At 64.6% G+C, this 25,611-nt stretch carries 23 protein-coding genes; all 23 read right to left on the bottom strand.

Features of this window, described 5'->3' with window-relative positions; genetic code table 11:
• Positions 1-3 precede the first annotated feature (3 nt).
• Positions 4-1,578 carry an isochorismatase family protein gene (locus AC0L3U_RS10605; protein ID WP_473361707.1) on the bottom strand — a complete coding sequence of 525 codons (1,575 nt, stop codon included), beginning with the start codon at positions 1,576-1,578 and terminating at the stop codon, positions 4-6.
• Between the two features lie 18 nt (positions 1,579-1,596).
• Positions 1,597-2,445, bottom strand: coding sequence for an MBL fold metallo-hydrolase (locus AC0L3U_RS10600; protein ID WP_027569306.1), 849 nt, complete (start codon positions 2,443-2,445; stop codon positions 1,597-1,599).
• A 42-nt stretch (positions 2,446-2,487) separates the two neighbouring features.
• The gene (locus AC0L3U_RS10595; protein ID WP_473361706.1) at positions 2,488-3,372 is read right to left on the bottom strand and encodes an amidohydrolase family protein; all 885 of its coding nucleotides are present in this window, start codon (positions 3,370-3,372) and stop codon (positions 2,488-2,490) included.
• Positions 3,369-4,490, bottom strand: a complete 1,122-nt coding sequence (locus AC0L3U_RS10590) for a vWA domain-containing protein (protein ID WP_473361705.1) — start codon at positions 4,488-4,490, stop codon at positions 3,369-3,371. Before AC0L3U_RS10590 ends, AC0L3U_RS10595 begins: the two co-directional genes overlap by 4 nt.
• Complete coding sequence (locus tag AC0L3U_RS10585; protein ID WP_027569309.1) at positions 4,487-5,368, bottom strand: AAA family ATPase; 882 nt, start codon at positions 5,366-5,368, stop codon at positions 4,487-4,489. Before AC0L3U_RS10585 ends, AC0L3U_RS10590 begins: the two co-directional genes overlap by 4 nt.
• Positions 5,369-5,375: 7 nt before the next feature.
• Positions 5,376-6,398, bottom strand: a complete 1,023-nt coding sequence (locus AC0L3U_RS10580; RefSeq protein ID WP_473361704.1) for a xanthine dehydrogenase family protein molybdopterin-binding subunit — start codon at positions 6,396-6,398, stop codon at positions 5,376-5,378.
• A 1-nt stretch (position 6,399) separates the two neighbouring features.
• The gene (locus tag AC0L3U_RS10575; RefSeq protein ID WP_473361703.1) at positions 6,400-7,995 is read right to left on the bottom strand and encodes a xanthine dehydrogenase family protein molybdopterin-binding subunit; all 1,596 of its coding nucleotides are present in this window, start codon (positions 7,993-7,995) and stop codon (positions 6,400-6,402) included.
• An 11-nt stretch (positions 7,996-8,006) separates the two neighbouring features.
• The gene (locus AC0L3U_RS10570) at positions 8,007-8,483 is read right to left on the bottom strand and encodes a (2Fe-2S)-binding protein (protein WP_473361702.1); all 477 of its coding nucleotides are present in this window, start codon (positions 8,481-8,483) and stop codon (positions 8,007-8,009) included.
• Positions 8,484-8,488: 5 nt separating this feature from the next.
• Positions 8,489-9,307, bottom strand: coding sequence for an FAD binding domain-containing protein (locus AC0L3U_RS10565; protein ID WP_473361701.1), 819 nt, complete (start codon positions 9,305-9,307; stop codon positions 8,489-8,491).
• Positions 9,304-9,753 (bottom strand): SRPBCC family protein, encoded by a 450-nt coding sequence (locus AC0L3U_RS10560; RefSeq protein WP_473361700.1) that lies wholly within the window; start codon positions 9,751-9,753, stop codon positions 9,304-9,306. The genes AC0L3U_RS10565 and AC0L3U_RS10560 overlap by 4 nt, the downstream gene beginning before the upstream one ends.
• Positions 9,754-9,758: 5 nt before the next feature.
• Positions 9,759-10,196: an SRPBCC family protein gene (locus tag AC0L3U_RS10555; RefSeq protein WP_473361699.1), complete on the bottom strand. Its 438-nt coding sequence runs from the start codon at positions 10,194-10,196 to the stop codon at positions 9,759-9,761.
• 9 nt (positions 10,197-10,205) lie between these two features.
• Positions 10,206-13,109 (bottom strand): flotillin family protein, encoded by a 2,904-nt coding sequence (locus AC0L3U_RS10550; protein WP_473361698.1) that lies wholly within the window; start codon positions 13,107-13,109, stop codon positions 10,206-10,208.
• Between the two features lie 25 nt (positions 13,110-13,134).
• Positions 13,135-13,968: a phosphoenolpyruvate hydrolase family protein gene (locus AC0L3U_RS10545; RefSeq protein WP_473361697.1), complete on the bottom strand. Its 834-nt coding sequence runs from the start codon at positions 13,966-13,968 to the stop codon at positions 13,135-13,137.
• Positions 13,969-13,971: 3 nt separating this feature from the next.
• Positions 13,972-16,185, bottom strand: a complete 2,214-nt coding sequence (locus tag AC0L3U_RS10540; protein WP_473361696.1) for a Tm-1-like ATP-binding domain-containing protein — start codon at positions 16,183-16,185, stop codon at positions 13,972-13,974.
• A complete protein-coding gene (locus AC0L3U_RS10535) occupies positions 16,178-16,960 on the bottom strand; it encodes an ABC transporter ATP-binding protein (protein ID WP_007593014.1) in 783 nt (260 codons plus the stop codon). Before AC0L3U_RS10535 ends, AC0L3U_RS10540 begins: the two co-directional genes overlap by 8 nt.
• Positions 16,953-18,098: a branched-chain amino acid ABC transporter permease gene (locus AC0L3U_RS10530; RefSeq protein WP_473361695.1), complete on the bottom strand. Its 1,146-nt coding sequence runs from the start codon at positions 18,096-18,098 to the stop codon at positions 16,953-16,955. Before AC0L3U_RS10530 ends, AC0L3U_RS10535 begins: the two co-directional genes overlap by 8 nt.
• Position 18,099: 1 nt before the next feature.
• Positions 18,100-19,110 (bottom strand): branched-chain amino acid ABC transporter permease, encoded by a 1,011-nt coding sequence (locus tag AC0L3U_RS10525; protein WP_473361694.1) that lies wholly within the window; start codon positions 19,108-19,110, stop codon positions 18,100-18,102.
• A gap of 200 nt (positions 19,111-19,310) precedes the next feature.
• On the bottom strand, positions 19,311-20,138 hold the full coding sequence (locus AC0L3U_RS10520; protein WP_027569321.1) for an AraC family transcriptional regulator: 828 nt from the start codon (positions 20,136-20,138) through the stop codon (positions 19,311-19,313).
• Positions 20,139-20,267: 129 nt separating this feature from the next.
• The gene (locus AC0L3U_RS10515; protein ID WP_007593010.1) at positions 20,268-21,518 is read right to left on the bottom strand and encodes an ABC transporter substrate-binding protein; all 1,251 of its coding nucleotides are present in this window, start codon (positions 21,516-21,518) and stop codon (positions 20,268-20,270) included.
• Positions 21,519-21,856: 338 nt separating this feature from the next.
• Positions 21,857-22,822, bottom strand: coding sequence for an ABC transporter ATP-binding protein (locus AC0L3U_RS10510; RefSeq protein WP_473361693.1), 966 nt, complete (start codon positions 22,820-22,822; stop codon positions 21,857-21,859).
• Positions 22,819-23,793, bottom strand: coding sequence for an ABC transporter ATP-binding protein (locus AC0L3U_RS10505; RefSeq protein ID WP_473361692.1), 975 nt, complete (start codon positions 23,791-23,793; stop codon positions 22,819-22,821). Before AC0L3U_RS10505 ends, AC0L3U_RS10510 begins: the two co-directional genes overlap by 4 nt.
• A 4-nt stretch (positions 23,794-23,797) precedes the next feature.
• Positions 23,798-24,658 (bottom strand): ABC transporter permease, encoded by an 861-nt coding sequence (locus AC0L3U_RS10500; protein WP_473361691.1) that lies wholly within the window; start codon positions 24,656-24,658, stop codon positions 23,798-23,800.
• Positions 24,655-25,599, bottom strand: a complete 945-nt coding sequence (locus AC0L3U_RS10495; protein ID WP_007608695.1) for an ABC transporter permease — start codon at positions 25,597-25,599, stop codon at positions 24,655-24,657. Before AC0L3U_RS10495 ends, AC0L3U_RS10500 begins: the two co-directional genes overlap by 4 nt.
• Between the last annotated feature and the right edge of the window lie 12 nt (positions 25,600-25,611).

Genomic DNA, 25,611 nt, shown 5'->3' with positions numbered 1-25,611 from the left:
CGCTCATCCCAGCGCTTTGATGACCGCATCGACCTTGGTCACGACGGCGACATTCTGCATGGCGAAGTTGATCGATGCAGCGTGCCAATCCGCGTTCATGGTCGAGCAGCAATCCTCGGGGACGATCATGAAATAGCCCTTGTCGGCACCGGTCCGCGCCGTGTGCTCGACCGACATGTTGGTCCAGGCGCCGGTGTTGATGATCATATCGCGACCGGTGGCTTTCAGAATCGTTTCGAGCCTGGTGCCTTCCCAGGCGCTCATTCGCACCTTCTCGACCACGAAATCGCCGGGCCGTGGTTCGAGACCTGACACCGGTGCCGCCCCCCAGCTTCCGCGCACCATCGCCTTGCTGTCGACAAGACCCTCGAACAGCGGCGCATTCAGAGTCACGCCGGGCGCGCCGGGCTCGACGACGAACCAGACATGGATGATGGCGACGCCGCGGGCGCGCGCGGTTTCTGCCAGGCGGCGAACGTTCTCGACGACATGCTGCTGCTTCGCGTGACCCGGAGCGCCGGAATCGGCGAATGCACCACCGTCCATGATGACGTCGTTCTGGAGGTCCTGGATGATCATGGCACAGCGTCGCGGGTCGATCTGCATCTCGCCGTCGGCAAGGACGGGTGCAGCGGAAGCAGAGCCGGGAGCCGCTGTGCCGCCGCCTCGCTTGCCGCTCATATAGGGCTCGTGGCGCGGTCCCACCTTGGTGGGAATGGCATAGACCGAGTGCGTCGAAGTCAGGTACAGCGTACGGAAATCCGGACCGCCCCAGGTAAGGTTCGCCACGAGCTCAGGAAGGCGGAGCTTGCCCAGCAGCTCGCTCCGCGGCGAATACACCCAGACCCCGCCGGGTGCCGTAACCCAGACGTTGCCGTGCTGGTCGCACTTCATGCCGTCGGGCAAGCCGGGTTCGAGCTCGGAGCGGATGCCGCTCGCGAACACACGCGCACTCGACAGCGAGCCGTCGCCGTTGACGTCGAATACGCGGATCAGTGCCTGCACGGTGTCGTTGACATAGAGCAGTTTCTCGTCGGGCGAAAAGCACAGCCCGTTCGGCTGGTCGAACAGATTGCGCTCGACGACGAGCTTCGGCTCGGCGCCGAGCGCGACGCGATAGACGCCCTGGAAGCCGAGCTGCCGTGGCCGCTCGACGCCATAGACCGGCATGCGGCCGTACCAGGGATCCGAGAAATAGATCGCCCCGGAGGAGTGCACGCAGACGTCGTTGGGGCTGTTGAGCTCCTGTCCCCCAAAGTGCGAGGCCAGCACCTCGCGCCGCTCGTCCGGCCGCTCGCGGATCAACGACGATGTCGCGTGCTCGCAAACGATCAAATTGAGCTCGGCGTCATAGGTCATGCCGTTGCACTTGTTCGAGGGACGCTTGACCTCGGCGACGCCGCGCCGCGCATCCCAGCGCCGGCGTACGTCGCCCGGCATGTCCGAGAACAGCAGATAATGATCGACCGGATGCCAGATCGGTCCCTCCGTGAAGTCAAAACCGGTGCCGATCTGCGCGACCGGTGCGTAAGGATCGATCAGGGTCTCGAATTCGGAGCGCAGGGTGACGTGCGTCATCGGTCGATCCTCTGGCCTCTAGGCCGGAAACCAGTTGCGCTGAGGCAGGGACTGCACAATCGGTCCGGGGACCTGGTCGTGCAGCCGGCCGACGACGTTGCCGCCTTCGATCTTGGCGGGACGGTCGTGGACCGGCAGCAGATAGCGCGAATTGCTGAGCAGCTTCTTGATGGCGGCCTTCTCGGCGCGCTTGGTGGTGCCGTGATTGCCGGTGGTGCGTGGCTCCCAGTCGTGGATCTCGTTGAAGGGCGTCACGATCTGGTCGTTGAAATCATAGATCACGTCGCCGCAGATCGTGGCGATGCCGTCGGCGGTTTCGACGATAATGTTCATCGAGCCCTCGGTATGCGCATTCGCGGCGTCGCAGTAGACGCCCGGCATCAGCTCGATGGGACCTGTGATCTCGAGGTCGAGAAAGCGCAGCGCACTCTTGGTGTGCAAGCGGTCGATCAGGTGCTTGATATCGGGTGCCGGATATTGCGGATGCATCAGGCCGGACACGGAATACTCGAGCTCGCGGCGGTTGAGGACGACGGTCGTGTTCATCGGAAACAGATCGTCCTTGCCGGCGTGGTCGATATGCAGATGGGTGTGGCAGACGAAACGCACATCGCCCATCCGCACGCCGTGCCGCGCAAGCTGGTTCTCGATCATGTGCTCGTGATACTGCAGGCCGCGCATCCCCAGCGTTTCCATGATCTGGTTGGAGCGATAACCCGTATCGACCACGACAGGATATTTGCCGCCGAGGATCAGGAAGCCGAGGGTGAGGACACGGCGGGTGCGGCCGCAGTCGTGGCCGAGAACCAGAAAACTCGATTCCAGCTCGATATCGCCATAGTCCAGGATCTTGATTTCCAGCGGCATTCCGTCCCTCCCTGTGTCCGTTCTTGTTCGTTTCCTCGGCGCTCAGAGCCGATAGACGCGCATCGCAGTGGTTCTGAAAATGGCTTCGCGCTGATCATCTCGCAGCGGCGCCGCGGCGGCACGGAACGCATCGATCAGCTCGCGATAGCTGGTCCACAATTTCTCGATCGGAAAATTAGAGCCGAACAGGCAGCGTCCGGCGCCGAAGCTCGCAATCGTATCGATCAGGACGGATGCGATATGCGCGGGGTCGTTGCGGTGGATGAAGGTTCCGAGCCCCGACAGTTTCGACACGACGTTCGGGCATGCGGCGAGACAGGCCATCCCGGCGCGCCACGCGGCGCGGCCTGCAGGTGAAAGGTCCTCCAGCATGCCGGCGTGTTGGAGAATAAAGGTCACCTTGGGGCAGGATTCCGCAAGGTGTGCGGCGTCCGGCATCTGCGGCGTGAACACCTGAAGGTCAAAGCTCCAGCCATAGTCCGCAAGGCGAGCGATATTGCGCTGGATCACGGGATCGGCGCAGAGATCCGGCCGCGCGGCAAAGCGATAAAGCGGGTTCTTGTGCCAATGCAGTTGCATGCGAACGCCGCGCACCAGGGCATAGCGCTTCAGGCGGTCGAGCTGTGGACGCACGTCGTCCACTGAAAAATCGGCGTAAGCCACGATGGCATGCGGCCAGCCGTGCTCCTCGGCGGTTTGCTGCACCCAGGCGGCCTCGTCCTCGAAGCGGTCATTGGCCCAGTTGGTCTGGACATAGACTGAGCGGGTAACCGCGCTGCCTTCGATGTCGCCGAGATATTCCTCGATCGGGTAATCGCGCCGGATCGGCTCGTACGGACCGAAGATGCGCGGCTGCATCGGACCCGCCAGCCAGGGCAGGTCGGCCTGACGCCAGATATGATGGTGCCCATCGACGATGTCCGTCACGCAACTCTCCTTTGTCCCAGCGCCAGCACATGCGCGACGATCGACGCGCTCGATCCGCCATCGACGAGGTCGTCGACGAAGCGCCCGATCGCGACCAGCGCTTCGGTCTGCGGACGAAAGCCGGGACCGGACGCGAGCGGCGTCAGCCAGCTCACGCGCCACGCACGGCGCGAAAGTTTCGCGACCGCATCGCGCAACGTATCGGGTTCGTCCCGCTCCAGGCCATCGGAAACGATGATTACGGCGGCGCCCCGCGCGTATCCACCGAAGCGGGGCACGGCGAGAAAGGCCTGAAGCGCGTCGCCGATTCGGGTGCCGCCGTCCCAGTCGCTAACCACATAGGCTGCGGCCTTGAGCGCCTGCTCTCGGCGTTTGAGACGCAACGGGCGGGTGATGCGGGTCAGCCGCGTGCCGAACGTGAAGACCTCGACGTTGGGCGCCGCCTGCACCAGCGTGTGCGCGAACTTCATATTCTCTTCGGTGCGGGTCTTCATCGAGCCGGAGACGTCAATCAGAAGCAACACCTTGCGTGGGCGTTGTCGCCGCTTCAAACGTCCCAGCCGGAGGATTTCGCCGTCGCTGCGAACGGAGTCGCGCAAGGTGCGGCGCAAATCCGCGTAGGGCCCGCTGCGTGCCCGCATGCGGCGATGGCCGCGCCGCTTCGGCAGGCGCCTGGGCGCCTCGCGGGACAGCCGGCGCAGCGCATCGGTGGTCGAGAGCTGCGCAAAGCGGCGCTCGACCAGCGCTTCGGCGCGCGCAGCTGCGAGACCGGACTCGTTGGCCTCGTCCGACAGCAGCGGCTCGTCGTTTCCACGGGCCTCCTCTTGCAGCCGAACTGTCTCGTCGTCCTCACCGTCATCGACGCGCTCGATGGCGTCGTTTCCGCGAAAGTGCAGATCGAACAGCCGGTCGAACGTTGCGCGACGCTCCGGGGGAGGGGCCAGTGTTGCGAGGGCTGCCTGCCGAATGTCCTCCAGGCTGCGGGGGCCGAGCAACTGGATCGCGGCCAGGAACGAGGTCGTCTGTTCCGGTGCGACGGCAAACCTGTTCGTTCGCAACAACCCGACGAAGGTGACGAAGACGCGCGCAGCGCGCGGCAGTTCGGGGTCGGCGCTCATGCAGAGGCCTCCGCCAGCAGGGCGTCAAGGCGCGGCGAGATGAAGTGCAGATCCTCCTCGTCTTTCAAGGCGACGCCGATCGAGCGCCTGAAGGCATCGGGCCAGCGCGCGCCGCCCTTGTGCAGCAGCGTGGCGGCCTCAGCCCAGTCGACGGCCTCGGCGATCCCAGGCGCCTTGCTGAGCGGCTCGCGGCGCAGCTTCTCGACGGCCGCGACGACGGCCCGCGCGGTCCCCTCGGCGACGCTGGAGGCCCGCATCATCACGATGCGCGCTTCGCGCTCGGCCGAGGGATAGTCGATCCAGTGATAGACGCACCGCCTCCGCAACGCTTCATGAAGATCCCGGGTGCGGTTTGAGGTCAGGACGACAACCGGGCGCTCCGAGGCGCGCACCGTGCCGCGCTCCGGAATCGAGATCTGGAAATCGGACAGGAATTCGAGCAGGAAGGCTTCGAATTCCTGGTCGGCGCGATCGATTTCATCGATCAGCAGCACAGTCGAGTCAGGCGCGCGCAGTGTCGCCAGCATCGGTCGCTCGATCAGAAACGTTTCGCCGTAGATGTCGATGCTCTCATCGCCGGCCTGGCGGATGGCGAGCATCTGGCGCGGATAGTTCCATTCGTAGAGTGCGGCGGACGCGTCGATGCCTTCGTAGCATTGCAGGCGGATCAGGCGGCGGCCGAGGACGGCGGCAATAGCTTTGGCGGCCTCTGTCTTGCCGACGCCCGGCGCGCCCTCGAGCAGCAATGGCTTGCCCAGCGCCAGCCCGAGATAGGCGGCGGTCGCCAGCCCCTCGTCGGCGAGGTAATAGGCGGCCCGAAGCGCCTTCTCCAGTGCCTCGGGGCTGTCGATGCCGACGATGTTGCTGCGGACGGCCATCGCGACCTCAGCGCCGCGCCTGAGGGCGCGCGCCGCCCTCGGCCTTGATCGCGCGCAGCACCTTCTCCGGCGTAATCGGCAGATCGTCGATGCGGACGCCGACAGCGTTGAAGATGGCGTTCGCAACGGCCGGCAATACCGGATTCGCGCACATTTCGCCGGGGCCCTTGGCGCCGAAGGGGCCATCGGGAGCGGGGCGTTCCAACACGGCGATGTCGTGCGGGCAGATGTCGCCAGGACCGGGCATGACATATTCGACGAAGTCGCGGGGGCCGTGGACTGGATCGGGATAATAGGGCTCAGGCGTCTCGTAGAGCGCGTGACTGACGCCCATCCAGGCGCCGCCGACGAGCTGTTGCTCGACCAGGCGCGGGTTGAGCGCACGGCCGAGCTCATAGGCGGAGTCCATGCGGATCATCGTGACCTCGCCGGTCTCGTCGTCGACCTCGACTTCGGCGACGAGACAGGCATGGGCGTAGCAGGTCGCAGGCGACATCTCGCCGGTCTCGGGATCGACATTGGACAGAGGAACCAGGAAGATGCCACGGCCGGCGATGGTCTTGCCTTGCTTGAACTGCGCGGCGATGGCGACGTCCTTGGTGGAGATCGAGCGGTGCGGCGCGCCCTTGACGTGGATGTTGCCACGCCCGTCGGTTTCGAGATCGGCGGCGTTGACCTCGAGTTCCTCTGCGGCGGCCTCCATCATCACGCCGCGCGCCTCGCGCGCCGCCGCCATCACGGCATTGCCGACGCGATGGGTGCCGCGCGAGGCGAACGAACCCATGCAATGCGGGCCGGTATCGGAATCGGCGGTGTCGACATAAACATCCTCGACGGGTACGCCGAGCGTCTCTGCGCAAATCTGCCGCGTGACCGACTTCATGCCCTGGCCGAGATCGATCGAGGATAGCGCCACGGTGAATTTACCGCTTGGATTGGAATGAACCAGGGCCTGGCTGGGATCGCCGCCGAGGTTCATGCCGATGGGATAATTGATCGATGCGATGCCGCGTCCGCGATGTCGGGTCATCTCAACGCCTCCTGGTGCCGAACACGGATGAGAATCGACCCGCCCCATGCGAGGGCGATGCTGGTCGCGGTGACGGCGGCGGGGAGGGCGCGGGCGGTGGGGGCTCGCGCGGCGGTTCGCGCGACGCGGCCGTCGGCAGGCGATCATAGCTCGTGCGCTGCTGCGCTGGAGCGGTCGTCCTCGCCGGGTTCTCGGCAGGTGTCCGCGGGATGGTGGCACGGCTGCCGCCGCCGTCCTTGCGGGAAGAGGCGCGCTTGAACTCGTCGCGGATCGGCCATTTGGCTTTCTCCGCGGCGACCTGGACGCACTCGATCAGCGCCGTGTTCTTGGCCTCGCGCCGATGCGCCTTCATGTCACCGTCACGATAGGCATTGAGGATGCGGAACTCCATGGGATCCATGCCGACGAGGTTCGCGAGCTTGTCCATCTGGCACTCGATCGCAAAATCCATCGCGGTGACGCCGAAGCCCCGCATAGCGGTTGCCGGCGTGCGGTTGGTGAAGACGCAGTAGACGTCGCCATAGACGTTCGGGATGGTGTAGGGCCCGGGCAGATGGGCTGCGCATTTCACCGCGGCATAGCTGGAGAGCCGCGTATATGCGCCGCTGTCGAAATATGCGCGGATCTTTCGCGCGACGACGCGGCCGTCGCGCATCACGCCGTCCTTGATGTAGATGCGCTCGGCGCCGCGCGGCGGGCCGTATTGCATCTCTTCCTCGCGTCCGAACACGTAGCGCACCGGACGCCCCGTCAGCATCGCACCCAGGATGCATAAAGGTTCGGTCAGCGTGTCCACCTTGCCGCCAAAGCCGCCGCCGACGGTGCCACCAATGAAATGGAAGGTGTTGGAGGGGACGTCGAGGATCTTGGCGCAGGTGTCAACCGAGAAGAACAGCGCCTGCGTCGACGTATAGACGACATAGCGCCCGTTGGTGTCGGGCGCCGCGATCGACCCGTTGGTTTCGGTCGGCGCGTGCTCGATGGGCGACATCTGGTAGCGCTGTTCGAGCACGTGATCGGCGGTCGCGAGTGCCGCATCGGCATCGCCGAAGCGGAGCTTTTGGTGGTCGTATGTATCGTGATAAATGAAGGCATTCTTCGGATAGGTATCGTTGACGACGGGTGCACCAGCCTTCAGCGCATCTTCTACGTCGAACACGGCCGGCAGCGGTTCATAGTCGATCCGCACCTTTGCGATCGCCTCGAAGGCCTCGCGCTCGCTGTCGGCGACGATGGCCAGGATCGGCTCCCCCTTGTAGCGGACCTTGTCGACGGCCAGCGACGGCTCGTCGTCCTTGCCGAAATTGATCAGGCTCAAGAGCGTATTGAGATTGCGGGGTACGTCGGAGCCGCGGATGATCCGGCGCACGCCGGATGAGCGCTCGGCGTCAGCGGTGTCGATCCGCCGAATTCTTGCATGCGAATGGGTCGAGCGAACGACTTTCAGGTGCAGCATGCCCTGGAGCTTGTGGTCGTTGAAATAGCTCGAGGTACCCGTGACATGGCCGAGCATGTCCTGGCGCTGTGTGCCCTTGCCGATCTCCTTGAGATTGTCGTCGCGCTCGTCGGCGAAGATGTCTTTGCGCAGTTCCAGCATGATCTGGTCCTTCAGGCGCTTACCCGGCCGCCGGAGGCGGCGAGGATGGCGTTGATGATCGGCTCGTAGCCGGTGCAGCGGCAGATGTTGCCGGAGATCGCCTCGACGATCTCGGCGCGACTCGGGGAGGGATTGCGGTCGAGCAGTGCCTTGGCAGCCATCAGCATGCCCGGCGTGCAATAGCCGCACTGGGCGGCAAAATTCTCGGCGAAGGCGCGCTGCAGCGGATGGAGGTTCGGTCCCTGCTTCAGGCTATCCAGCGTCTCGACGGAGCGGCCTGCAACGGTCTCGGCCAGCGTCAGACAGGAGAGATGAAGCTCGCCGTCGATCAGGACGCTGCAGGTGCCGCAGCCTCCTTGGCCGCAGCCGAACTTCGGCGTCATGTCACCGATCAATTCGCGGAGCGCGACGAGCAGGTTGGTGCCGCCATCGACGAAAATGGCAACATCGGTGCCGTTGTGACGAAATTGCAGGGCAGTCTTGGCCATACGAGCTATTCCTGACCCAAAAGAAGACGACGCAGATGGACGCCGACGATCTCGCGACGGTACCAGGCGCTGCCGAGCGCGTTGTCGGACGGCGATGTTCCCTCCGCAGCTGCGGAGGCTGCGGCCGCAACGGTCGCGGCATCGAGGGCGCGGCCTTCGAGAGCGCGTTCGGCCGCCCGCGCACGTATTTGCGTCGGCGCCATCGATCCCAACGCGATTCGTGCTCCGGCGATCCGTCCGCCGCTGATGGGCAGATGTGCGGCGAGCGTGATGACGGAGCCGCCCTTGGGCTTGATCCGTGCGATCTTGCGGTAGCGGAAAGCCTCCGGGCTTGTCGGTCGCGTGCAGGACACCGACAGCACGAGCGTGCCCGCCTGCCTTTCGCGCGACTGCAAAAACTCCTCAATTGGAATGTCGCGCGATCCAAAGCCGCCTTGCAGGGCCACGGTGGCATCGAGCGCAAGCAGGGCGACGGTGAAATCGCCATAGGGGTTGGGTGCGAACAGATTGCCGCCGACCGTACCCATGTTGCGCACCGCCGGGCCACCGATCGAGCGCGCAGGGGCGTGCAGGAAAGCGAGGTCGCGCTCGCCTAGAATCCGGGCGAAAGTGACGCCAGCACCCAAGGTGATCCGCGGACCGGCTGGGTCAATCCGGGTCAAGGCTTGGTCGTTGGCGCGCACGACGGTTGAGACCGAGATGTCGCCTTCGTTCAGTGCGCGCATCACCAGCGTGCCGCCGCCGAGATAGCGCGCGTTGCGGTCGGACGACAGCGCGGCGGCGGCCTCGCTCGAGCTCGTGAAGGTCTTCACCGTCACAGTCATGTTGACACAGCCTCCTTGAGGTGCCGGCGGATCGCGTCGAATCCTGCCTGGTAGATATCTTCCGCGACCATGTGGGTGATCCGGTCCCTGTCCTCCGGCCGTGTCGAGAAGCGGGATTCCCAGTGCCAGAAGGTGCGGTCGCCGTCCGTCACGGGCAGCAGGCGGACGTGGGCTACGTAGTTGAACATCGGGACCGGCGTATCGAGCAGGCAATAGCTGAAGGTCTGCTCCAGATCCGACAGCGTCAGCAATTGCTCGCGCAGCTCGGAGCCGTCCTGCAGCTTGAAGCGCCTGACACAGCCGATCTTGTCCGAAGCCTGCGCGCGCTCGATCGTGGAGGTCGCGACCGCCGGATGCCAATGATCGTGCCCGTTGAAATCGCGCAGCACCGCCCACACGGAGCCGGTCGGCGAATCCAGGATCGTGCTCTTGATGATATGCGGCACGGCGCTCAGCCTCCGAACTGGCGTTTGAGGGCATCGAAGCCGCCCTGGAACACGCCGCCCCCGATATTCGCGACGAGCTCCGCCTCCCGCTCGGGTGCGCAGTCGAACTCGGCGGTCCATTCCATGAAGGTCTGGTCGCCATCCGTGACCGGCGTCAGCCGAAGCGTCGCGACGTAGTCCTCGACCCCCATCGGGGATTCGAGGATCGAGTAGGTGCAGAACATGTCGTAATCGGACAGGCCGAGCAGCTTTTCCCGGATACGATCGCCGTTGCGCAGGCGAAAATCCCTGACGCAGCCGATCTTGTCGGAGGGCTCGCCGCCCTCGATGCGGCTTTCCGCAATCGCGGGATGCCAGTTCGGCAGACCGTTGAAGTCGCGCACCCGCGCCCAGACGCGATCGTTGCGTGCGCTGACGACGGTTGAGACGTAGACCCGGGCCATGGTGCCACCTCAGCTCTTCTTCCGGGGGCTGCGCTCGGGGGGCGGCTCGCCGTCGGGCGAGGGCGCAGCAGCTGGCTTCTCGCCACCGCCGCCGCCGCCGCCCTTGCGTGCGGAGTCCTTGATGCCCTGCATGTCGCGGGCTTCCCGGATCAGGCCTGGCATCTTGGCGAGGCTACCGCCTTCGACGCCGATGTCCGCCAAAAGCGAGTCGATCAGCGGCGCCTGGACACGGTAGCGCAGCGCCGAGTCGATCACCTCGTCGGTGGCGCTGCGGCCGCCATTGCCGCCATGGCCGTTGCCGTTGAGGCCGTCGACCTGGAGGATGCGGATGCCCTCGATTTTCTCCATCGGCTTGACGCTCTCGCGGACGATGCCTTCGATGCGGTCGAGCAGCTTTCTACGGAACAGCGAGTAGCGCGCCTGGTCGGTCAGCACGTTCTCGGCCTCATTGAGCATCCGCTGCGCCTCGGCCTCGACTGCAGCGCGGATCCGTTCGGCTTCCGCGGCAATTCGCGTTTCCTCGGCCTGCTTCTCGGCGATCAGGATCTCCACGGTCTTGCGACGCTTCGCGATCTCGCTCTCGCGCGCGGTAATGACGCGCTCGGTGGCTTCAGTGGCATGCACCCGCGCTTCCTCGGCCGAGGCCTTGGCTGCGGATTCCTCCAGCGACTTCAGGTGGATGGCAATCGCCTTCTCCATCAGAACGGTCTCGACCTCCTTCTCGCGATTGATTTCAAGCTTGCGCAGCTCGCGCTCACGGCCGACGCGGGCCTCGTCGAGACCGCGATCGGAGGCGATGCGGGAACGTTCGACCTCTTCGCGCGCGGCAATCTCGGCTTCCTGGAGCGATTGGACGCGAGCGACTTCGAGCTGTTCAATCGAACGGCGGCGTTCGATCCGCGCCGCCTCCAGCGCATGCTCGCGCGAGACGTCGGTGGTCTCGACCTCCTTGCGCGCGACAATCTCGGCCTGCCTGACCTGGCGGTCGGCGTCGATGCGCTCGGATTTCTTGGTCGAGAGCGCGATGACGCGGTCCTCATCCGCGATCTCGATCGCCCTCTTGTGCTCGATGTTGAGGACTTCGCGCTTCCTGGAGGAGGTGATGCGCTCGGCTTCGAGCGCGAGATCGACGCCGATGCGCTGGCGCTCGATGGTGTCGCGACGCTTCAGCTCGGCGGCCTCGAGCACGGCTGTGCGCTCGATCTCGAGCGCGCGCGTGTCGCGCTCGGCCTGGATACGCTCGGCTGCAACGGACTTCTCTTGCGCGATCCGGGCGGCTTCGATGGCTTCGCGTGAGGCAATGTCGGCTTCCTCGACGGCGCGGTTGCGGGCGATCTCCAGGGAACGCACGCGTTCTTGCTGGGTGATGCGAGCAGCTTCCGTGGCTTCGCGCGCGGTGACCTCTGCGACTTCCAGCGTCTGGTTGCGTTCGATCTCCAACTGCCGGGTATTCTGCTCGACTGCGATGCGCTCGACGGCGAGCCTGTGCTCGCGGGCGATGCGCGCCGCCTCGACCGCGCGCTGGGCCTCGATCTCGGCTTCCTGGATGTTACGCACCTGCTGGATCTCCAGCGCACGGGTGCGCTCATCGGATGCGATGCGCTCGACATTGACAATCATGGTCTGGGCGATGCGTGCCTTTTCGGTCGCCTCTCGGGCGGCAATCTCGGCTTCGTCCACGGCGCGGGTCCGGTCGATCTCGCGGCGCCGGGTCTCCTCTTCGTTGGCGATGCGAGCGTCGGTCACGACGCGGTCCTGCTGGATACGCGCTTTCTCGATCGCCTCGCGGGCGGTGATCTCGGCTTCCTCGACGGTCTGCATCCGCTCGATTTCGCGCTGGCGCACCTCGCGCTCGGAAGCGATGCGGCTGGTATCGATCGAGCGCTGGTTGGCGATCCGGGCCTTCTCGATTTCCTCCCGTGCGAGCAGCTCCTTCTCTTCGATGGTGCGGGTGCGCTCGATCTCCCGCTGGCGGGTCTCACGCTCCGAGGCGATGCGGGCTTCGGCGATCGCCTGGTCGTTGGCGATTCGCGCCTTCTCGATGGTTTCGCGGGCGGAAATCTGGGCCTGCTCGGCTTCGGTCTCGCGCAGGGCCCGCTCGCGCGCGACCTCGGTGCGTTGCAGGGCGCGGCGCATCTCGATGTCACGCTCCTGTTCGAGGCGCGCCGTTTCGCTTTCGCGCTCGATCTCGAGCGCCTGCCGCTCGGCCTCCAGGTTGCGAGAGCGGATCTTGATCATCGAATCCTGCTCGATGTCATTGCGCAGCTTGCGCTTGGCCTCGATGTCCTCCATCAATCGGGTCAGACCTTCGGCGTCGAAACGGTTCGAGGGGTTGAAGAATTCGAGATCGGTCTGGTCGAGATCGGTGATCGCGACTGACTCCAGCTCGAGTCCGTTCTGGGCAAGTGCCTCTGCCGCGTTCGCCTTGAGGCGGGCGACGTACTCGCCGCGCTGCTCGTGCATCTGCTCGAGGGTCATCTCCGAGGCAACGGACCGAATGGCCGAGATGAATTTGCCGGCGAGGAGGGCGTGGAGCTGTTCGGGCTCCATGGTACGGCGGCCGAGCGTGGCGGCCGCGATAGACACGGCTTCCCGGGTCGCCTGCACTCGGACATAAAAATCGGCTTCGATGTCGACGCGCATGCGGTCACGGGTGATCACGGCGTCCTGGCGGGAGCGCACGATGCCCATCGGCTGCACGTTCATGTTGACCGGCGTGTAGTCGTGGATGAACGGCAGCACGAAGGCGCCGCCGTTGATCACAACGCGCTCGCCGAGCAGGCCGGTCCGAACGAATGAGGTCTCCTTGGACGAGCGGTGATAGAGCCAGTTCACGATGTAGACGCCGACCACGATCACCACGACGGCGACGATCAGCCAAAGGATCAATTCACCGACCAGAGTCCCTGACATGTTTCTCTCCCTCGACCTTTCGGCGTTATCGCGCGCCGATCGCCTTGAATTTGCGAACCTGATCCGTCAGCGCCCGTTCGACCGGCAGCCGCTCCATCGAGGAGGCGCCGTAGAAGCCGTGGCAATTGCGTGTGTTCCTCATGATGAAATCGGCATCGTCCGGATCGGAGATCGGTCCGCCGTGAGCGAGCACCAGAATGTCCGGATTGACGCCGAGCGCGGCGGAGGCCCAGGTGTCGATCTGCGCTGGGCAATCCGTCAGTTTGAGTGCGGTCTGCGCGCCGATGGTGCCCCCGGTCGTCAGGCCCAGATGACAGACGATGATATCCGCGCCCGCGATCGCCATCGCGGCAGCTTCCTTCTCGCTAAAGACGTAGGGCGTCGTCAGCAGGTCCTTCTCGCGCGCCTTTGCGATCATGTCGATCTCGAGCGCATAAGACATGCCGGTCTCTTCGAGATTGGCGCGGAACACGCCGTCGATAAGGCCGACGGTCGGAAAGTTCTGCACACCGGCGAAGCCGAGCGCTTTCAATTGGTCCAGGAAAAGATCCATGTCGCGGAACGGATCCGTGCCATTGACGCCGGCGAGCACTGGCGTCCTGGTCACGACGGGCAGCACTTCGCCGGCCATCTCCAGCACGATGGCGTTGGCGTCGCCGTAAGCCATCAATCCCGCGAGCGAGCCTCGGCCGGCCATGCGGTAGCGGCCGGAATTGTAGATGACGATGAGATCGACACCGCCAGCCTCCTCGCATTTGGCCGAAAGGCCGGTGCCGGCGCCGCCGCCGACGATGGGCTCGCCGCGCCTTGCCATGTCGCGGAAGCGCTTCAACAGTGCAGCGCGTTCAAACCGGGCCATCGGTCACCTCGCTAGTCTCCGGCGCGCCCCGGTGCGCCCGAACAATGTTCGGAACGCGCTGACAATGGTGGAGGCGAACTCGGGATCATTGATGTTCTTGGGAACGCGGATGAGCTGACGGTTGGCGGTCTGCCGCACGTTCCGTTCCAGCGTTCGGAACAGCGCCGCATCGGCGTCCGGATCCCAGAATGGCTGTCCTCGTGCGTCGAGCGCGGAGACGCCGCCCTCGGGCAGGAAGAAGCGCAACGGGCCATCCATCCGGTTGAGCCGATCGGAGATCCAGTGCCCCATGCGCTCGTTCTCCTCCGCCGTGGTCCGCATTAAGGTAACCTGCGGGTTGTGGACGTGGAATTTCCTGCCGCGGTAGCGCTCCGGGATGGTCTCGGGCGCGCCGAAATTCACCATGTCCAGCGCGCCCACCGAGCCGACAAAAGGCACCCGGCTGCGGATGATGGCGCCAAAGCGGTCGTCGGTGGCCGGGAACACGCCACCCATCAGGAGGTCCCCGACCTCCGTGGTCGTGAGGTCGATGACGCCTGCGAGTTGCCCGGAATCGACGAGTGCCTCCATTGAACGTCCTCCGACGCCGGTGGCGTGGAAAACCAGGCACTCGAAATCCTCGCGCAAGTCGGCCGCGATCTTCTGCACCGCCGGCGTGGTGACACCGAACATGGTGATGCCGACCGACGGCAATCCGCTGTCGTCGCGATCCTTCCGTGCATGCTGATCTAGGCGCGCCTTGACCATGCCGGCGAGCGCGTTGGCGCCGTTGGCCAGCACGGCGCGCGAGATCGAGTTGAGGCCCTGAACGTCGGTGACCGAATGCATCATGGTGATGTCCGCGGGGCCGACATAGGGCCCGACGTCGCCAGAGGCGACGGACGAGACGATGAGCTTCGGCACCCCGACAGGAAGCATCCGCATACCGGGCGCGACCAGCGACGCTGCGCCCGAGCCGCCCGCCGAAATCACGCCGGCAACATTGTTTTGGCGCCGCAGCCAGCTGGCGAAGGCCTCGGCCATCGCGGTGACGGCGGCGCCGCGGTCGGGTCCGAATACCGCCGATCCGCCGCGACCATGGTTCAAGGCGATCTCCTGGGCGGACACGTCGCTGGCCGCGTGCCTGCCGCTGGTGGAGACATCGACCAATCGGGTTCGCAGGCCGGTCCCGGCGATGATGTCGCGGATGAAGCGGAGCTCGGCGCCCTTGGTGTCGAGCGTACCGACGACGAGCACGACCGGAGAGCCCTGCGTTTGCGCCGCGACCGGTTCGTGCCGGCGTCGTGCCGTCTCGTCGAGACGCATCACCTGTGTCGAGAACGTGCGGGCCGCGGCCTCGATGCGGGCGATCGGCACCGGTTGCGACCAGCGTGTCGGCGGCGTCGGGTTGGACATGTAGATGCGGATCGCGCCGCCTGGCCGCGTCTGCTGCGGAGAAGGCTTCGGTTCCGTATCCGCCGGCGGCACGTCGAGATCGAGCTCGAGTCCGGCGTGCATTCCGACACCGAGCAGGCGCTGCTGCAGTTCGCGATCGGCAGCAAGCCGCACCGAATCGATGATGCGGTTGACGCGGCCGTTGACCATGATCGCGACGTTACGCGACACGGCCGTCGCGACGCCGATATTCTGCTCGATCACGAGCACGGACATCTCGCCGTCCTCGCCAAGCCGTAGCAGCATCTCCTCGACCTGGGCCACAATGACCGGCGCGAGCCCCTCGGTGGGCTCGTCCATGATCAGGAGCCGCGGGTTGGTGAGCAACGCGCGGGAGATCGCAAGCATCTGTTGCTCGCCGCCGGAGAGCTGGCCGCCGCCGTGATCTTTGCGCTCGGCCAGCCGCGGAAACGTCTTGTAGATGCGCTCGACCGTCCAGGCGCCGCGGCGCAAGCCGGCGGCAAGCTGCAGATGCTCGTCGACACTGAGTGAACGCCACAGCCGCCGTCCCTGCGGAACGTAGCCGACGCCGAGTCGGGCTATGTGGGCGGGCGGCTGCCGGGTGATGTCATCGCCGCGGATGCGGATCGAGCCGCCGCTGACCGGCACCAGCCCCATGATGGCCTTGCATAGCGTGGTCTTGCCCATGCCGTTGCGGCCGACGACCGAGAACACGCCAGCCTCGAGCGTCAGGTCCACGCCCTGCAGCGCATGCGAATGGCCGTAATAGACGTCCAGGCCGCGGACTTCGAGCGCGGCGGCGGTACGGCGGACCTCATTCATGGCCGCCTCCGAGGTAAAGCTCCTGCACTTCGGGATCGGACTCGATCTCCTGCGGACGGCCTTCCTTGAAGATCCGCCCGTTGTGCATCATTGTGACGCTCTCGACGACGCGCAGGGCCACGTCCATGTCGTGCTCGATGATGATGTAACCGATATGCGCGGGCAGGGAGGTCAATATCTCGATCAGCTCTGCACGCTCGGTCGGCGACAGTCCCGCGGCGGGTTCATCGAACAGGACGAATCGCGGCGCGCCGGCAAGCGCAAGTGCAATCTCGAGCTGGCGCTGCTGGCCATGCGCGAGCTCGGCAACGCGCTGATCCTTCACGCCTGAGAGATGGACGGCCTGCACCAGATTTTCGGCCGCGTGCATCAACGCATCGTTCTGACCGGGGCGGAGAAACGAGAAGCGCCCCCGTGAGACACCACGGCAGGCGAGGTAGACATTGTCTTGAACGGTGAGGCCTGGAAACAGCGCGGAAATCTGGTAAGTCCGACGCAGGCCACGGCGGATGCGCTCATAAGGCGGGAAGTGCGTGACGTCCTCGCCGAAGAAGCGGATGGTTCCGGAAGAAGGTGGGAAGTCGCCGGTGATGCAGTTGAACAGCGTGGTCTTGCCGGCGCCGTTGGAGCCGAGCACGGCGCGCCGTTCGCCGGGGCGGACGGTAATGGTGATGTCGGTGAGTGCCGCGAGCGCGCCGAACAGACGTGTCACGCCGCGCAGCTCCAGCGCCGCGCCGGCGCCCACGACAGAGAGGCGCTGCGCGACGCTATCCATGGCGGGATCCTTGAGTGGATCCTTGGGTGGATCCTTGGCCAGGTTCTCGGCCAGGTTCTCGGCGATGTCGTCCACTTGAACTTGCCGCGCCGGAGCGTTGGCGGCGCCGCCAGCTCTGCCAGAGCCCGATGACGCCGTCCGAGGACCAGAACACGATCGCGAGGAAGCCGAGGCCGATCAGGAGGCGAAAGCGGTTGCCGTCGAGCCCCAGCTTGACCAGGAAGTCGAGTGCGAAGGTGCGCAGCAGCACGAAGATCAGCGCGCCGATAAAGGGTCCGACGGGGCGCGTGATGCCGCCGACGATCGCGATGATGAGGATATCGATGCAGGCTCCAACGCTCACGGATCCCGGCGAAATCTGCCGGTAGTTCCAGACCTGGAGTACCCCAGCCAACGCCGCGACGAAGGACGCGAAGGCGTAGGCCGCAACGCGATGCGCATTGACGTTGAAGCCGAGCGCCGCCATGCGGCGCGGATTGTCGCGTACGCCTTGCAGCGCGAGGCCGAACGGTGCGCGGGAGATGTAGTCCACGGCGAAGTAGCACAGCGCGGCTACCGCGAGGACGATATAATAGAAGGGAATGTCGGCACGCCAGTTGACGCCCCAGAAATGCGGCGTGGCAACGGTATTGATGCCGGTATGGCCGTTGAAAATCGCCCAGTTCTGGTTGGTGAAATAATAGAACGCCGCGCCGATCGCGAGCGTGATCATGATGGTGTAGATGCCCTCGGTGCGCACCGCCAGCGCGCCGCCGAGCGTGCCGAAGATGGTCGCGAGCGCGAGCGCCATCGGCACCGCAAGCCACCACGGCCATCCCAGGCTGATATTGGCGTTGCCGCTGACGCCAAACACCGCGACCATATAGGCGGAGAAACCGGCGATGGTGAGCTGCATCAGGCTGACCATGCCGCCATAGCCGGCAAGAAACATCAGACTCAGCGCCATGGTTCCGAGGATCAGCGTGGTCGCAAAGATCTCGATCAGGAAGAAGCCGTTGGCGATCAGGGGCATGATCAGGAGAATGGCCGCGACGGTCCAGGCCGCCGGATTGTCGATCTCCGGCCATCCGCGCAATCTGGAGCGTTGCACAGCAGCGGTGGGACGAACCGGGACGCGGGCGTCGTGAGCGAGGGACATGTCAGCGCCTCGCCAACAGGCCCTGCGGCCGAATTGCCAGCACCAGAACCATGATCAGGAAGGTCACGACGATGGCGTACGTTGGGATGTAGACCGAGCCGAGCTGCTCGGCGAGACCGATGATAAGCGCGCCCAGCGCAGCCCCCGGGATCGAGCCCATGCCGCCGACGATCACGACGACGAGGGAGGCGAGCAGGAAGCGGATGTCCTCGCCGGGCGAGAGCGACTGGAACGTTCCGCCGACGACGCCGGCGACGCCGGCGAGGCCGGCGCCGAGCGCAAACACCACCACGAAAACGAGTTGGATCCGCACCCCGGTTGCAGCCAGGATGTCGCGATCGTCGACGCCGGCGCGGATGATCATGCCGATCCGCGTGCGGTGGAGCGCCAGCCACATCGCCACGCCGATCACGACGGAGGCGGCGAAGATCACGAGTCGGACCATGGGATAGCGGAGATAGACCGGCTCGCCTGAGGATTTGACCGCGGTGACCAGCGGAAGCTCCACGGGTCCGATCAGCCAGTTCGGCGTCTGGATCTGATAGAAATCGCCGCCGCAGGCCCACAGCATCAAATCGGCGAACACGATCGAGAGACCGATCGTCACCATGGTCTGGCGCAGGTCCTGGCCCTCCATGCGGCGGAAGACGAGGACCTGGAGCAGGACGCCGACCAGCGCCGTCAGGATGAAAGCGACGATGAAGCTGAGGACCCATGAGCCGGTCGCGGCGCTGATGGCGTAGCCGACATAGCCGCCGAACAAATAGAGCGAGCCGTGCGCGAGGTTAACGTTGCGCATCAGGCCGAAGATCAGCGTAAAACCGCTGGCGACGAGGAAATAGAGACCGCCGAGTGTGATGCCGTTGAAGAGCGCGTTGAGGAAGACCCGCTTGCGGCCGAACGCATCTTCAACGCTCTGCGGCCACACTGCGAAAATCAGCCAAAGCGCCACCGCGATCGCGATGATGACGATCAGGGCCCAGGCGGGATGGCGTTCGACAAAGCGGGTCATGATCGCCGCTCCGTCTTCACGTCACCCCATCTCTCACCCCACAGGCGGGGCGGAGAGGCACGCAGACCGTTGCCGGCCGCAAGCCCTGCCATGAACGTGCGCTCCCTATCGCGCGCGATCCTCTTTCGGGACCGCGTTTTGGCGCATCCTAATGCGGCTGTAAGGGAGGCGCTTGATCGTGAGTATCTTTTCGCGTGGCCTCAGGCGCGCAAAACCTTGGCCGCGCGGCGATAATCGGTCGGCGCCATGCCGACATTGGCAGCGAAGAAGCGGGTGAATCCGCTCTGCGACGAGAAGCCGAGATCGAAGCCGATGTCGGCGATCGGCGCTTCGCTCGCCACCAGCGCTTCCAGCGCCTGCTCCATCATCAGCGTGTTGAGATAGAGGTGTGGCGTGACGCCGGTCTGGGTGCGGAAGAGCCGGTAGAAATGCGGCCGGGACAGGCCGGATTCGCGCGCGATGGTGTCGAGCTCGATCTCGGCGCCAGGACTCTCCGACATCATCTTGATGCACTTGCGCACGCGAAAATCCGTGACAGAACCGTTTGCGCGCGGGTCGCGCGCGGTCGCGGCCTGTTGCCAGCTTTCGTCATAACAGATGTCGATCAGGCTTCTCAGCTCGCCATCGAGGCTGTTGAGCGAGGGAGCACCGCACACGAGGGCGGCTGCGTGCCTGATGTGCTTGTCCAGCGCAACGGACCGCGTGAACTGGGTGCGGCCGAAGCGCAGGCGGTCGGCGCCGGGCGCATCGGGCGCAAACCACTCGGCATTGACGTAGAGCACGAAGAAAACGGCGCCGCCTTCGAGATCGGACGGCAGGAAATTATGCGGCTCCCACGGATTGACCGCGACGACGGAACCTTCGGTGAGCTCGTAACGTCCGTCGCTGACATCGATGCATGCGGAACGCCCGCCGACATGGAAGATCAAATGACCTTCGCGATGTGCGTGGATGTTGAAAGGGCGGTTCAACTGATAGACCGTCGCCCGACCAAAGCGGCCGTGGAAGACGGCGAGCGCCCGGCTCATGCCTCTCCTCCCAAAAGCTCTTGTATTTTTTTGTAGCGTTCAACAACCGGGGAGAGAATGCAAGGGCGCACGTGTCGCGCTTCTGGCAAATCTCTCCCCGGCCGGTCATCGTTCGCGAACGAGACTAGGTCAGTATTTCTTACATTCCGGTACTGTGCGGCTCGGCAAACCGATTTTGGCGAACACCGCGGGATCGTAGCCCAGCGTTTGGTTGACGTTCGGGATCACGTTCACGACCTTTGAGAACAGCGCGCCCTTGCCGTCGTCGACGACCTCGGTGACGAAGTTGGTGCCGATCGCCTGGCGGTTGGAGTCCAGCTTGATCTTTCCGTTGGGTGCGTCGAGTTCGATCTTGGCAAGGGCCTCCTTGTACTTGGCTTGATTGTTGGAGAGGTCTCCGTTGACCTGACGCAGCGCCAGGATCAGCGCCATTGTCGAGCCATAATAGTTGGTGGCGAGCAGCGACGGGCTCGGGAAGCGCTTGTTGGGCGGGAAGGCGTCCTGATAGTCCTTCACGAACTTCTGCCAACTCGGGTTCTCCCAGGTGTCGGCCTGGCCGCTCGCGGCCAGCGTGCCGATCAGGGCATTCTTGGCGTTTCCCTTGGACGACAGGATTGTCTGGTCGATCATGATCGAGCCGCCCATCAGATGCGCCTTGCCGCCGGCCTGCTGGTACTGATTCAGGAAGTTGACGGCGTCGGCGCCGCCGAGGCCGAGATAGATTGCATCGACGTCGTCGGGCAGTGCGGCGATAACCGAGGCAAAGTCCTTGGTGCCGAGCGGCACCCATTGCCGGTTGGTGACCTGTCCGCCAGCACCGCAGAACTCGAGCACGAGGCCGAACACCTGCGTATAGATGAACGAGTAGTCTTCGCCGACGGTCGCGATCTTGCGATACTTCTTTTGGTCATAAGCGTACTTGCCCAGGCCCACCTGCCACTGCGCGCCGTCCATGTTGTAGCGGAAAAAGTTCGGAGCGGGATCGACATAGGTCGTTTCCTGGGCACCCGATGCGGCGTTGATGAAGGTCAGTTCGGGATGGGTCTTTGCAAAATTTTTGACCGCGATGCCTTCGTCTCCGGACAGCGGTGACAGCAGGATCTGTACCTTGTCCTGCTCGATCAGCTTGCGCACGGCTCGTACAGCGGAGTCCGGCGTTGCGTCGGTCGAGGCGATGACAAATTCGAGTTCCTTATCGCCGACCTTCTTGCCGAGCACGTTGAGGGCCGTCTGGAAGCCGCGAATACCGTCCTCGCCGAGCACGGTGTAGGTGCCTTCGAGCGTCGCGGTGACGCCGACCTTGATCTTCTCCTGTGCGAAGGCGGTGCCCGAAAGTAACAGGCTGCTCAACGCGATCAGTCCTAGACTGCCTTTCAACATTGCTCTCCTCCCAGGGCGTTCTTGTCGCTGTTTTTCACCGCGCTTGACGCATCCGCCGCGCGATGCGGCGTTCGGACAAGGCCAACGGTTCTTGAAAGGGAGGCTATCCGAACTCGGATGCAGCGCACGTGCCGGAGCCGTGCGCGGCTTAACAGGCAGTCTCATTTTGAATGTTGCGTCGCGATTAACATCGCGGTGCAACAGGCGTCAGGCCTCCCGAATTGGCACCCGCCAGCCGCATGGCGGTTGCGACTGCGGCCGCGTGAATGGGATCGCTCGAATAGAGGGGAAATCAATCGTAGGCGTTGCGTGATTTCGCCGCGCGCGGCACTCGCTGCTTATACGTTGTGGCAGGCGATCGTCCGACCGTCCGCACCGACAGATCGAAGTTGTGGCACATCGACGAGACAGCGATCGCTGGCCATTGGACAGCGGGGCGCATAGGCACAGCCGCGCGGCCGCGTGAAGAGGCTTGGCGGTTCACCGATTTCGATCCCGCCCAGGATCCGTTTCGATGGATCGGGCTTCGGAATTGCCGCCACCAACGCGCGAGTATAGGAGTGGAGCGGATGATCCAGCACCGTCCGCGTCCCGGCCTGCTCCACGATCCGGCCCATATACATGACAGCAACGCGGCTGGTGATCTGTCCAATCACGCCAAGGTCGTGCGAGATGAAGAGCATCGACAGTCTCAGCTGGTCACGCAGATCCGTCATCAGATTGAGCACTTGGGCCTGCACGGAAACGTCGAGGGCCGAGACCGGCTCGTCGGCGACGATGATGGACGGGGTGGGAAGAATGGCGCGTGCGATTCCGACCCGCTGCCGCTGCCCGCCACTCAGCTCGTAGGGATAGCGAGCTGCGAAAGACGGGTTCAACCCGACGGCCGTCAAGGTGGCAGCTATGGCCGCGCTGCGCTCGGCGCGGTTCTTGAAGAAGCCGCTGATGTCGGCCGCCTCCGCCACCGAATCTCCAATTGTGCGCCGCGGGTTGAGCGATGCATTGGGATCCTGGAAGACCATTCGGACGCTCAGACGCTTCTCACGGAGGCCGGAGCCGCCGGCTCCGATCAATTCGGTTCCCTTCAATTTGATGTTGCCGCTGTCGGGCTGGACCAGCCCGACGAGGGTGCGGCCCAGCGTGGTCTTGCCGCAGCCGGACTCGCCGACAATCCCGAGGACCTCGCCTTCGGCCAGCGACAGCGATACACCGTCCACCGCCTGCACCCGGTATTTCCGACCGGCTCGCCTGGCACTGAACGAGACCATCATGTCCCGGACGTCGAGGATGGCATTGCCGCTCATGGCAGCTCCCCGCGGGCAAGCGGAAATGCACAGAGCACCTCGTGCCCTTGGGAGGCCTCCAGGCGAGGCGGGGTTGCCACGCGACACTCATCGCGCACCGCTGCGCAACGCAAGGCAAACACGCAGCCAGCAGCGACCGAACCTGGCAGCGGCGGCTGACCAGAAATTGTAGGCAGCCGGCGCGCGCCGGAATTTCGCGACGGCATGCAATCCATCAGTCCGCGGGTGTAATGGTGACGCGGTTCGCCGAACAGCGCATCGACTGAAGCGGTTTCCACGATCCGGCCGGCGTACATGACAGCCACGCGATCGGCGAGCTGCGCAATGACTCCCATGTCGTGGGTGATGAATAATATCGCCATATCGAGCCGATTGCAGAGCTCGCGCAACAGCCCGAGAATCTGAACCTGTATGGTGACATCCAGCGCGGTGGTCGGTTCATCGGCGACCAGCACCTGTGGCCTGCAGGCCAGCGCAATCGCGATCATGACCCGCTGGCGTTGGCCTCCGGACAACTGATGCGGATACGCGGACAGCTGCATTTTGGGGTCGGGCATGCGTACCAGTTCGAGCAGTTCACGCGCACGGGAGAGAGCCGCCGCGCCCGAAATTCCCTCATGCACGCGCACGGCTTCGGCGATCTGATCGCCGATCCGACGAACCGGGTTGAGTGAGGTCATCGGCTCCTGAAAGATCATTGCCATGCGGCCGTGGCCGGCTTCGACACGTTGCCAGGGCTGCAGCTGCGTTACGTCGCAGCCCTCCAACAGGACCCGCCCGGCCCGGACCCGGGGACCGGGCTGCGGCAGCAATCCCATGACCGCAAGCGAGGTCATGCTCTTTCCACAACCGGACTCGCCGACGAGACCGAGGATCTCGCCCTTGGCCAAGCCGAAGGACACGCCCGCGACGATGTCCACCGGCGCGGTTTCCGGCCCCACCGACACCGTAAGGTCGCAAACTGTCAGCACGGCCCTAACCCTTCTCACCGAAGACTTGACGGAACCGCGGATCGAGTCGATCGCGCAATGCATCGCCGACCAGGTTCAGAGAAAACGCCGTCGCCACGATCATCATGCCCGGGAAGAAGAGCAGCCACGGCGCGCGCGTGATGAAGGTCCGCGATTCCGCCAGCATATTGCCCCAGCTCGGAATGTCCGGCGGGGCGCCGAGGCCCAGGAAGTCGAGTGAAGCCGCGCCGAGCTGCGCGAAGGCGAAGACGAAGCTGGCCTGCACGAGAAGTGGTGAGACCAGGTTCGGCAAGATGTGCCGACTGATGAGCCAGGCCGCTCCGGCGCCCATGCTGCGCGACGCCTCGACATAGGTTTCCGCGCGCAAGCGCAGTGTCAGTCCATAGACGATCCGGGTCGTCGTCGTCATGTAGCCGATCCCGATGGCCAGAATGACGGTGGCCACACTCGGGCTCAAGATGACAATCAGGCCGAGTGCGAGAAGCAGAGTCGGGAAGGCCATCAGCACGTCGACCATGCGCATCAGCAGATGACCCAGCCGCGGGAACAGAGCGGAAAGTACGCCGGCCGGAACGCCGGTCGCGAGAGCGAAGACGACCACGCCCGAGCCGATCAGAAGTGCCATGCGTGCTGAATGAATGGTGCGCGAGAGGGTATCCCGGCCGAATTGGTCGGTGCCGAACCAGTGGGTCACGTTCGGGGGCGTCAGGCGGATCAGGGGATCGATGGCATACGGATCGTAAGGCGAGAGCCATGGTGCGAAGACCGCGGCGAGCACGGTCGCCAGAAGGACCCCGAGCCCGGCCATCGCGATCGGGCGGGCGAGGAACGGCTTGAGCCACAATGTCACGCTGTTGCTGCTCATTGGAGTTCGACCCGCGGATCGAGCAGACGATAGCTCAGATCGACGATCAGATTGATCAGGAGATAAACCACCACGATGACCAGGATGACGCCCTGGATCACAGGGTAGTCTCGACGAAGGATCGACTGAACGACGAGGCGGCCGATGCCGGGCAGCGCAAACACAGTTTCGGTCACCACCGCTTCGGACAGCAGCGCGGCGAAGGTGAAGCCGAATGCGGACACGACTGCCAGGAGTGCATTGCGCCAGATGTGGCGGCGCACGACCTGCCACGGCCGGATTCCCTTTGCACGCGCCGTGCGCACGTAGTCCTCCCGGGAGACGTCGAGCATGCTGGCGCGCGTCAGCCGCAGGATCAAAGCGGCATTCGGAGCCGCAAGCGCCAGGCTTGGGAGGACGAGATAGCGGAGATTGACGACACCACCTTCGAAGATCGATGGATAACCGGAGCTCGGAAACCAACCGAGCCAGGCGGCAAAGATCAGGATCAGATAGAGCCCGACCCAGAACGTGGGTATCGAGGCCATCAGCATCGCCCCGCCGGACAATCCCTGATCGAGCCACGTGCCGTGCCGGACCGCCGCGATCATGCCGATCGGCACCCCGATGACCGCAACCCAGATCATCGTCATGGTGGCGAGCAAGGTGCTGGTCTCGGCGCCATCGGCAATCACCGACAGCACGGGCGCCTGGAAGAAGATCGACCGCCCGAGGTCACCCTCGAGCACGTGGCCGGCCCAAGTGAGATATTGCAGAATGATCGGTTGGTCGAGACCGAGCTGGTGACGCAGGGCGTCGATCTGGTCGGGAGTCGCGGTGTCACCGAGCAGAACATAAATCGGGTCACCCGGCACGATATGGATGAACGCGAAGATGATGATGGACGCTGCCAGCAGCGTCACCGCCGTCGTTCCTGCGCGCTTGAATGCGTAAGACCACATGTGATTGGGCGC

It is taken from the genome of Bradyrhizobium sp. Kon69 (genome assembly GCF_055807515.1).
This window is presented reverse-complemented; position numbering and strand designations above follow the sequence as displayed.

Coding starts and splice junctions, on each gene's coding strand:
- AC0L3U_RS10520 (WP_027569321.1), bottom strand. CDS start 20,138: ATGAGCCGGGCGCTCGCCGTCTTCCACGGCCGCTTTGGTCGGGCGACG.
- AC0L3U_RS10500 (WP_473361691.1), bottom strand. CDS start 24,658: ATGAGCAGCAACAGCGTGACATTGTGGCTCAAGCCGTTCCTCGCCCGC.
- AC0L3U_RS10580 (WP_473361704.1), bottom strand. CDS start 6,398: ATGACCCGACATCGCGGACGCGGCATCGCATCGATCAATTATCCCATC.
- AC0L3U_RS10590 (WP_473361705.1), bottom strand. CDS start 4,490: ATGAGCGCCGACCCCGAACTGCCGCGCGCTGCGCGCGTCTTCGTCACC.
- AC0L3U_RS10600 (WP_027569306.1), bottom strand. CDS start 2,445: ATGCCGCTGGAAATCAAGATCCTGGACTATGGCGATATCGAGCTGGAA.
- AC0L3U_RS10525 (WP_473361694.1), bottom strand. CDS start 19,110: ATGACCCGCTTTGTCGAACGCCATCCCGCCTGGGCCCTGATCGTCATC.
- AC0L3U_RS10495 (WP_007608695.1), bottom strand. CDS start 25,599: ATGTGGTCTTACGCATTCAAGCGCGCAGGAACGACGGCGGTGACGCTG.
- AC0L3U_RS10575 (WP_473361703.1), bottom strand. CDS start 7,995: ATGCTGGAACTGCGCAAAGACATCTTCGCCGACGAGCGCGACGACAAT.
- AC0L3U_RS10535 (WP_007593014.1), bottom strand. CDS start 16,960: ATGGATAGCGTCGCGCAGCGCCTCTCTGTCGTGGGCGCCGGCGCGGCG.
- AC0L3U_RS10530 (WP_473361695.1), bottom strand. CDS start 18,098: ATGTCCCTCGCTCACGACGCCCGCGTCCCGGTTCGTCCCACCGCTGCT.
- AC0L3U_RS10565 (WP_473361701.1), bottom strand. CDS start 9,307: ATGACTGTGACGGTGAAGACCTTCACGAGCTCGAGCGAGGCCGCCGCC.
- AC0L3U_RS10605 (WP_473361707.1), bottom strand. CDS start 1,578: ATGACGCACGTCACCCTGCGCTCCGAATTCGAGACCCTGATCGATCCT.
- AC0L3U_RS10545 (WP_473361697.1), bottom strand. CDS start 13,968: ATGGCCCGGTTTGAACGCGCTGCACTGTTGAAGCGCTTCCGCGACATG.
- AC0L3U_RS10555 (WP_473361699.1), bottom strand. CDS start 10,196: ATGGCCCGGGTCTACGTCTCAACCGTCGTCAGCGCACGCAACGATCGC.
- AC0L3U_RS10540 (WP_473361696.1), bottom strand. CDS start 16,185: ATGAATGAGGTCCGCCGTACCGCCGCCGCGCTCGAAGTCCGCGGCCTG.
- AC0L3U_RS10570 (WP_473361702.1), bottom strand. CDS start 8,483: ATGGCCAAGACTGCCCTGCAATTTCGTCACAACGGCACCGATGTTGCC.
- AC0L3U_RS10515 (WP_007593010.1), bottom strand. CDS start 21,518: ATGTTGAAAGGCAGTCTAGGACTGATCGCGTTGAGCAGCCTGTTACTT.
- AC0L3U_RS10585 (WP_027569309.1), bottom strand. CDS start 5,368: ATGGCCGTCCGCAGCAACATCGTCGGCATCGACAGCCCCGAGGCACTG.
- AC0L3U_RS10510 (WP_473361693.1), bottom strand. CDS start 22,822: ATGAGCGGCAATGCCATCCTCGACGTCCGGGACATGATGGTCTCGTTC.
- AC0L3U_RS10550 (WP_473361698.1), bottom strand. CDS start 13,109: ATGTCAGGGACTCTGGTCGGTGAATTGATCCTTTGGCTGATCGTCGCC.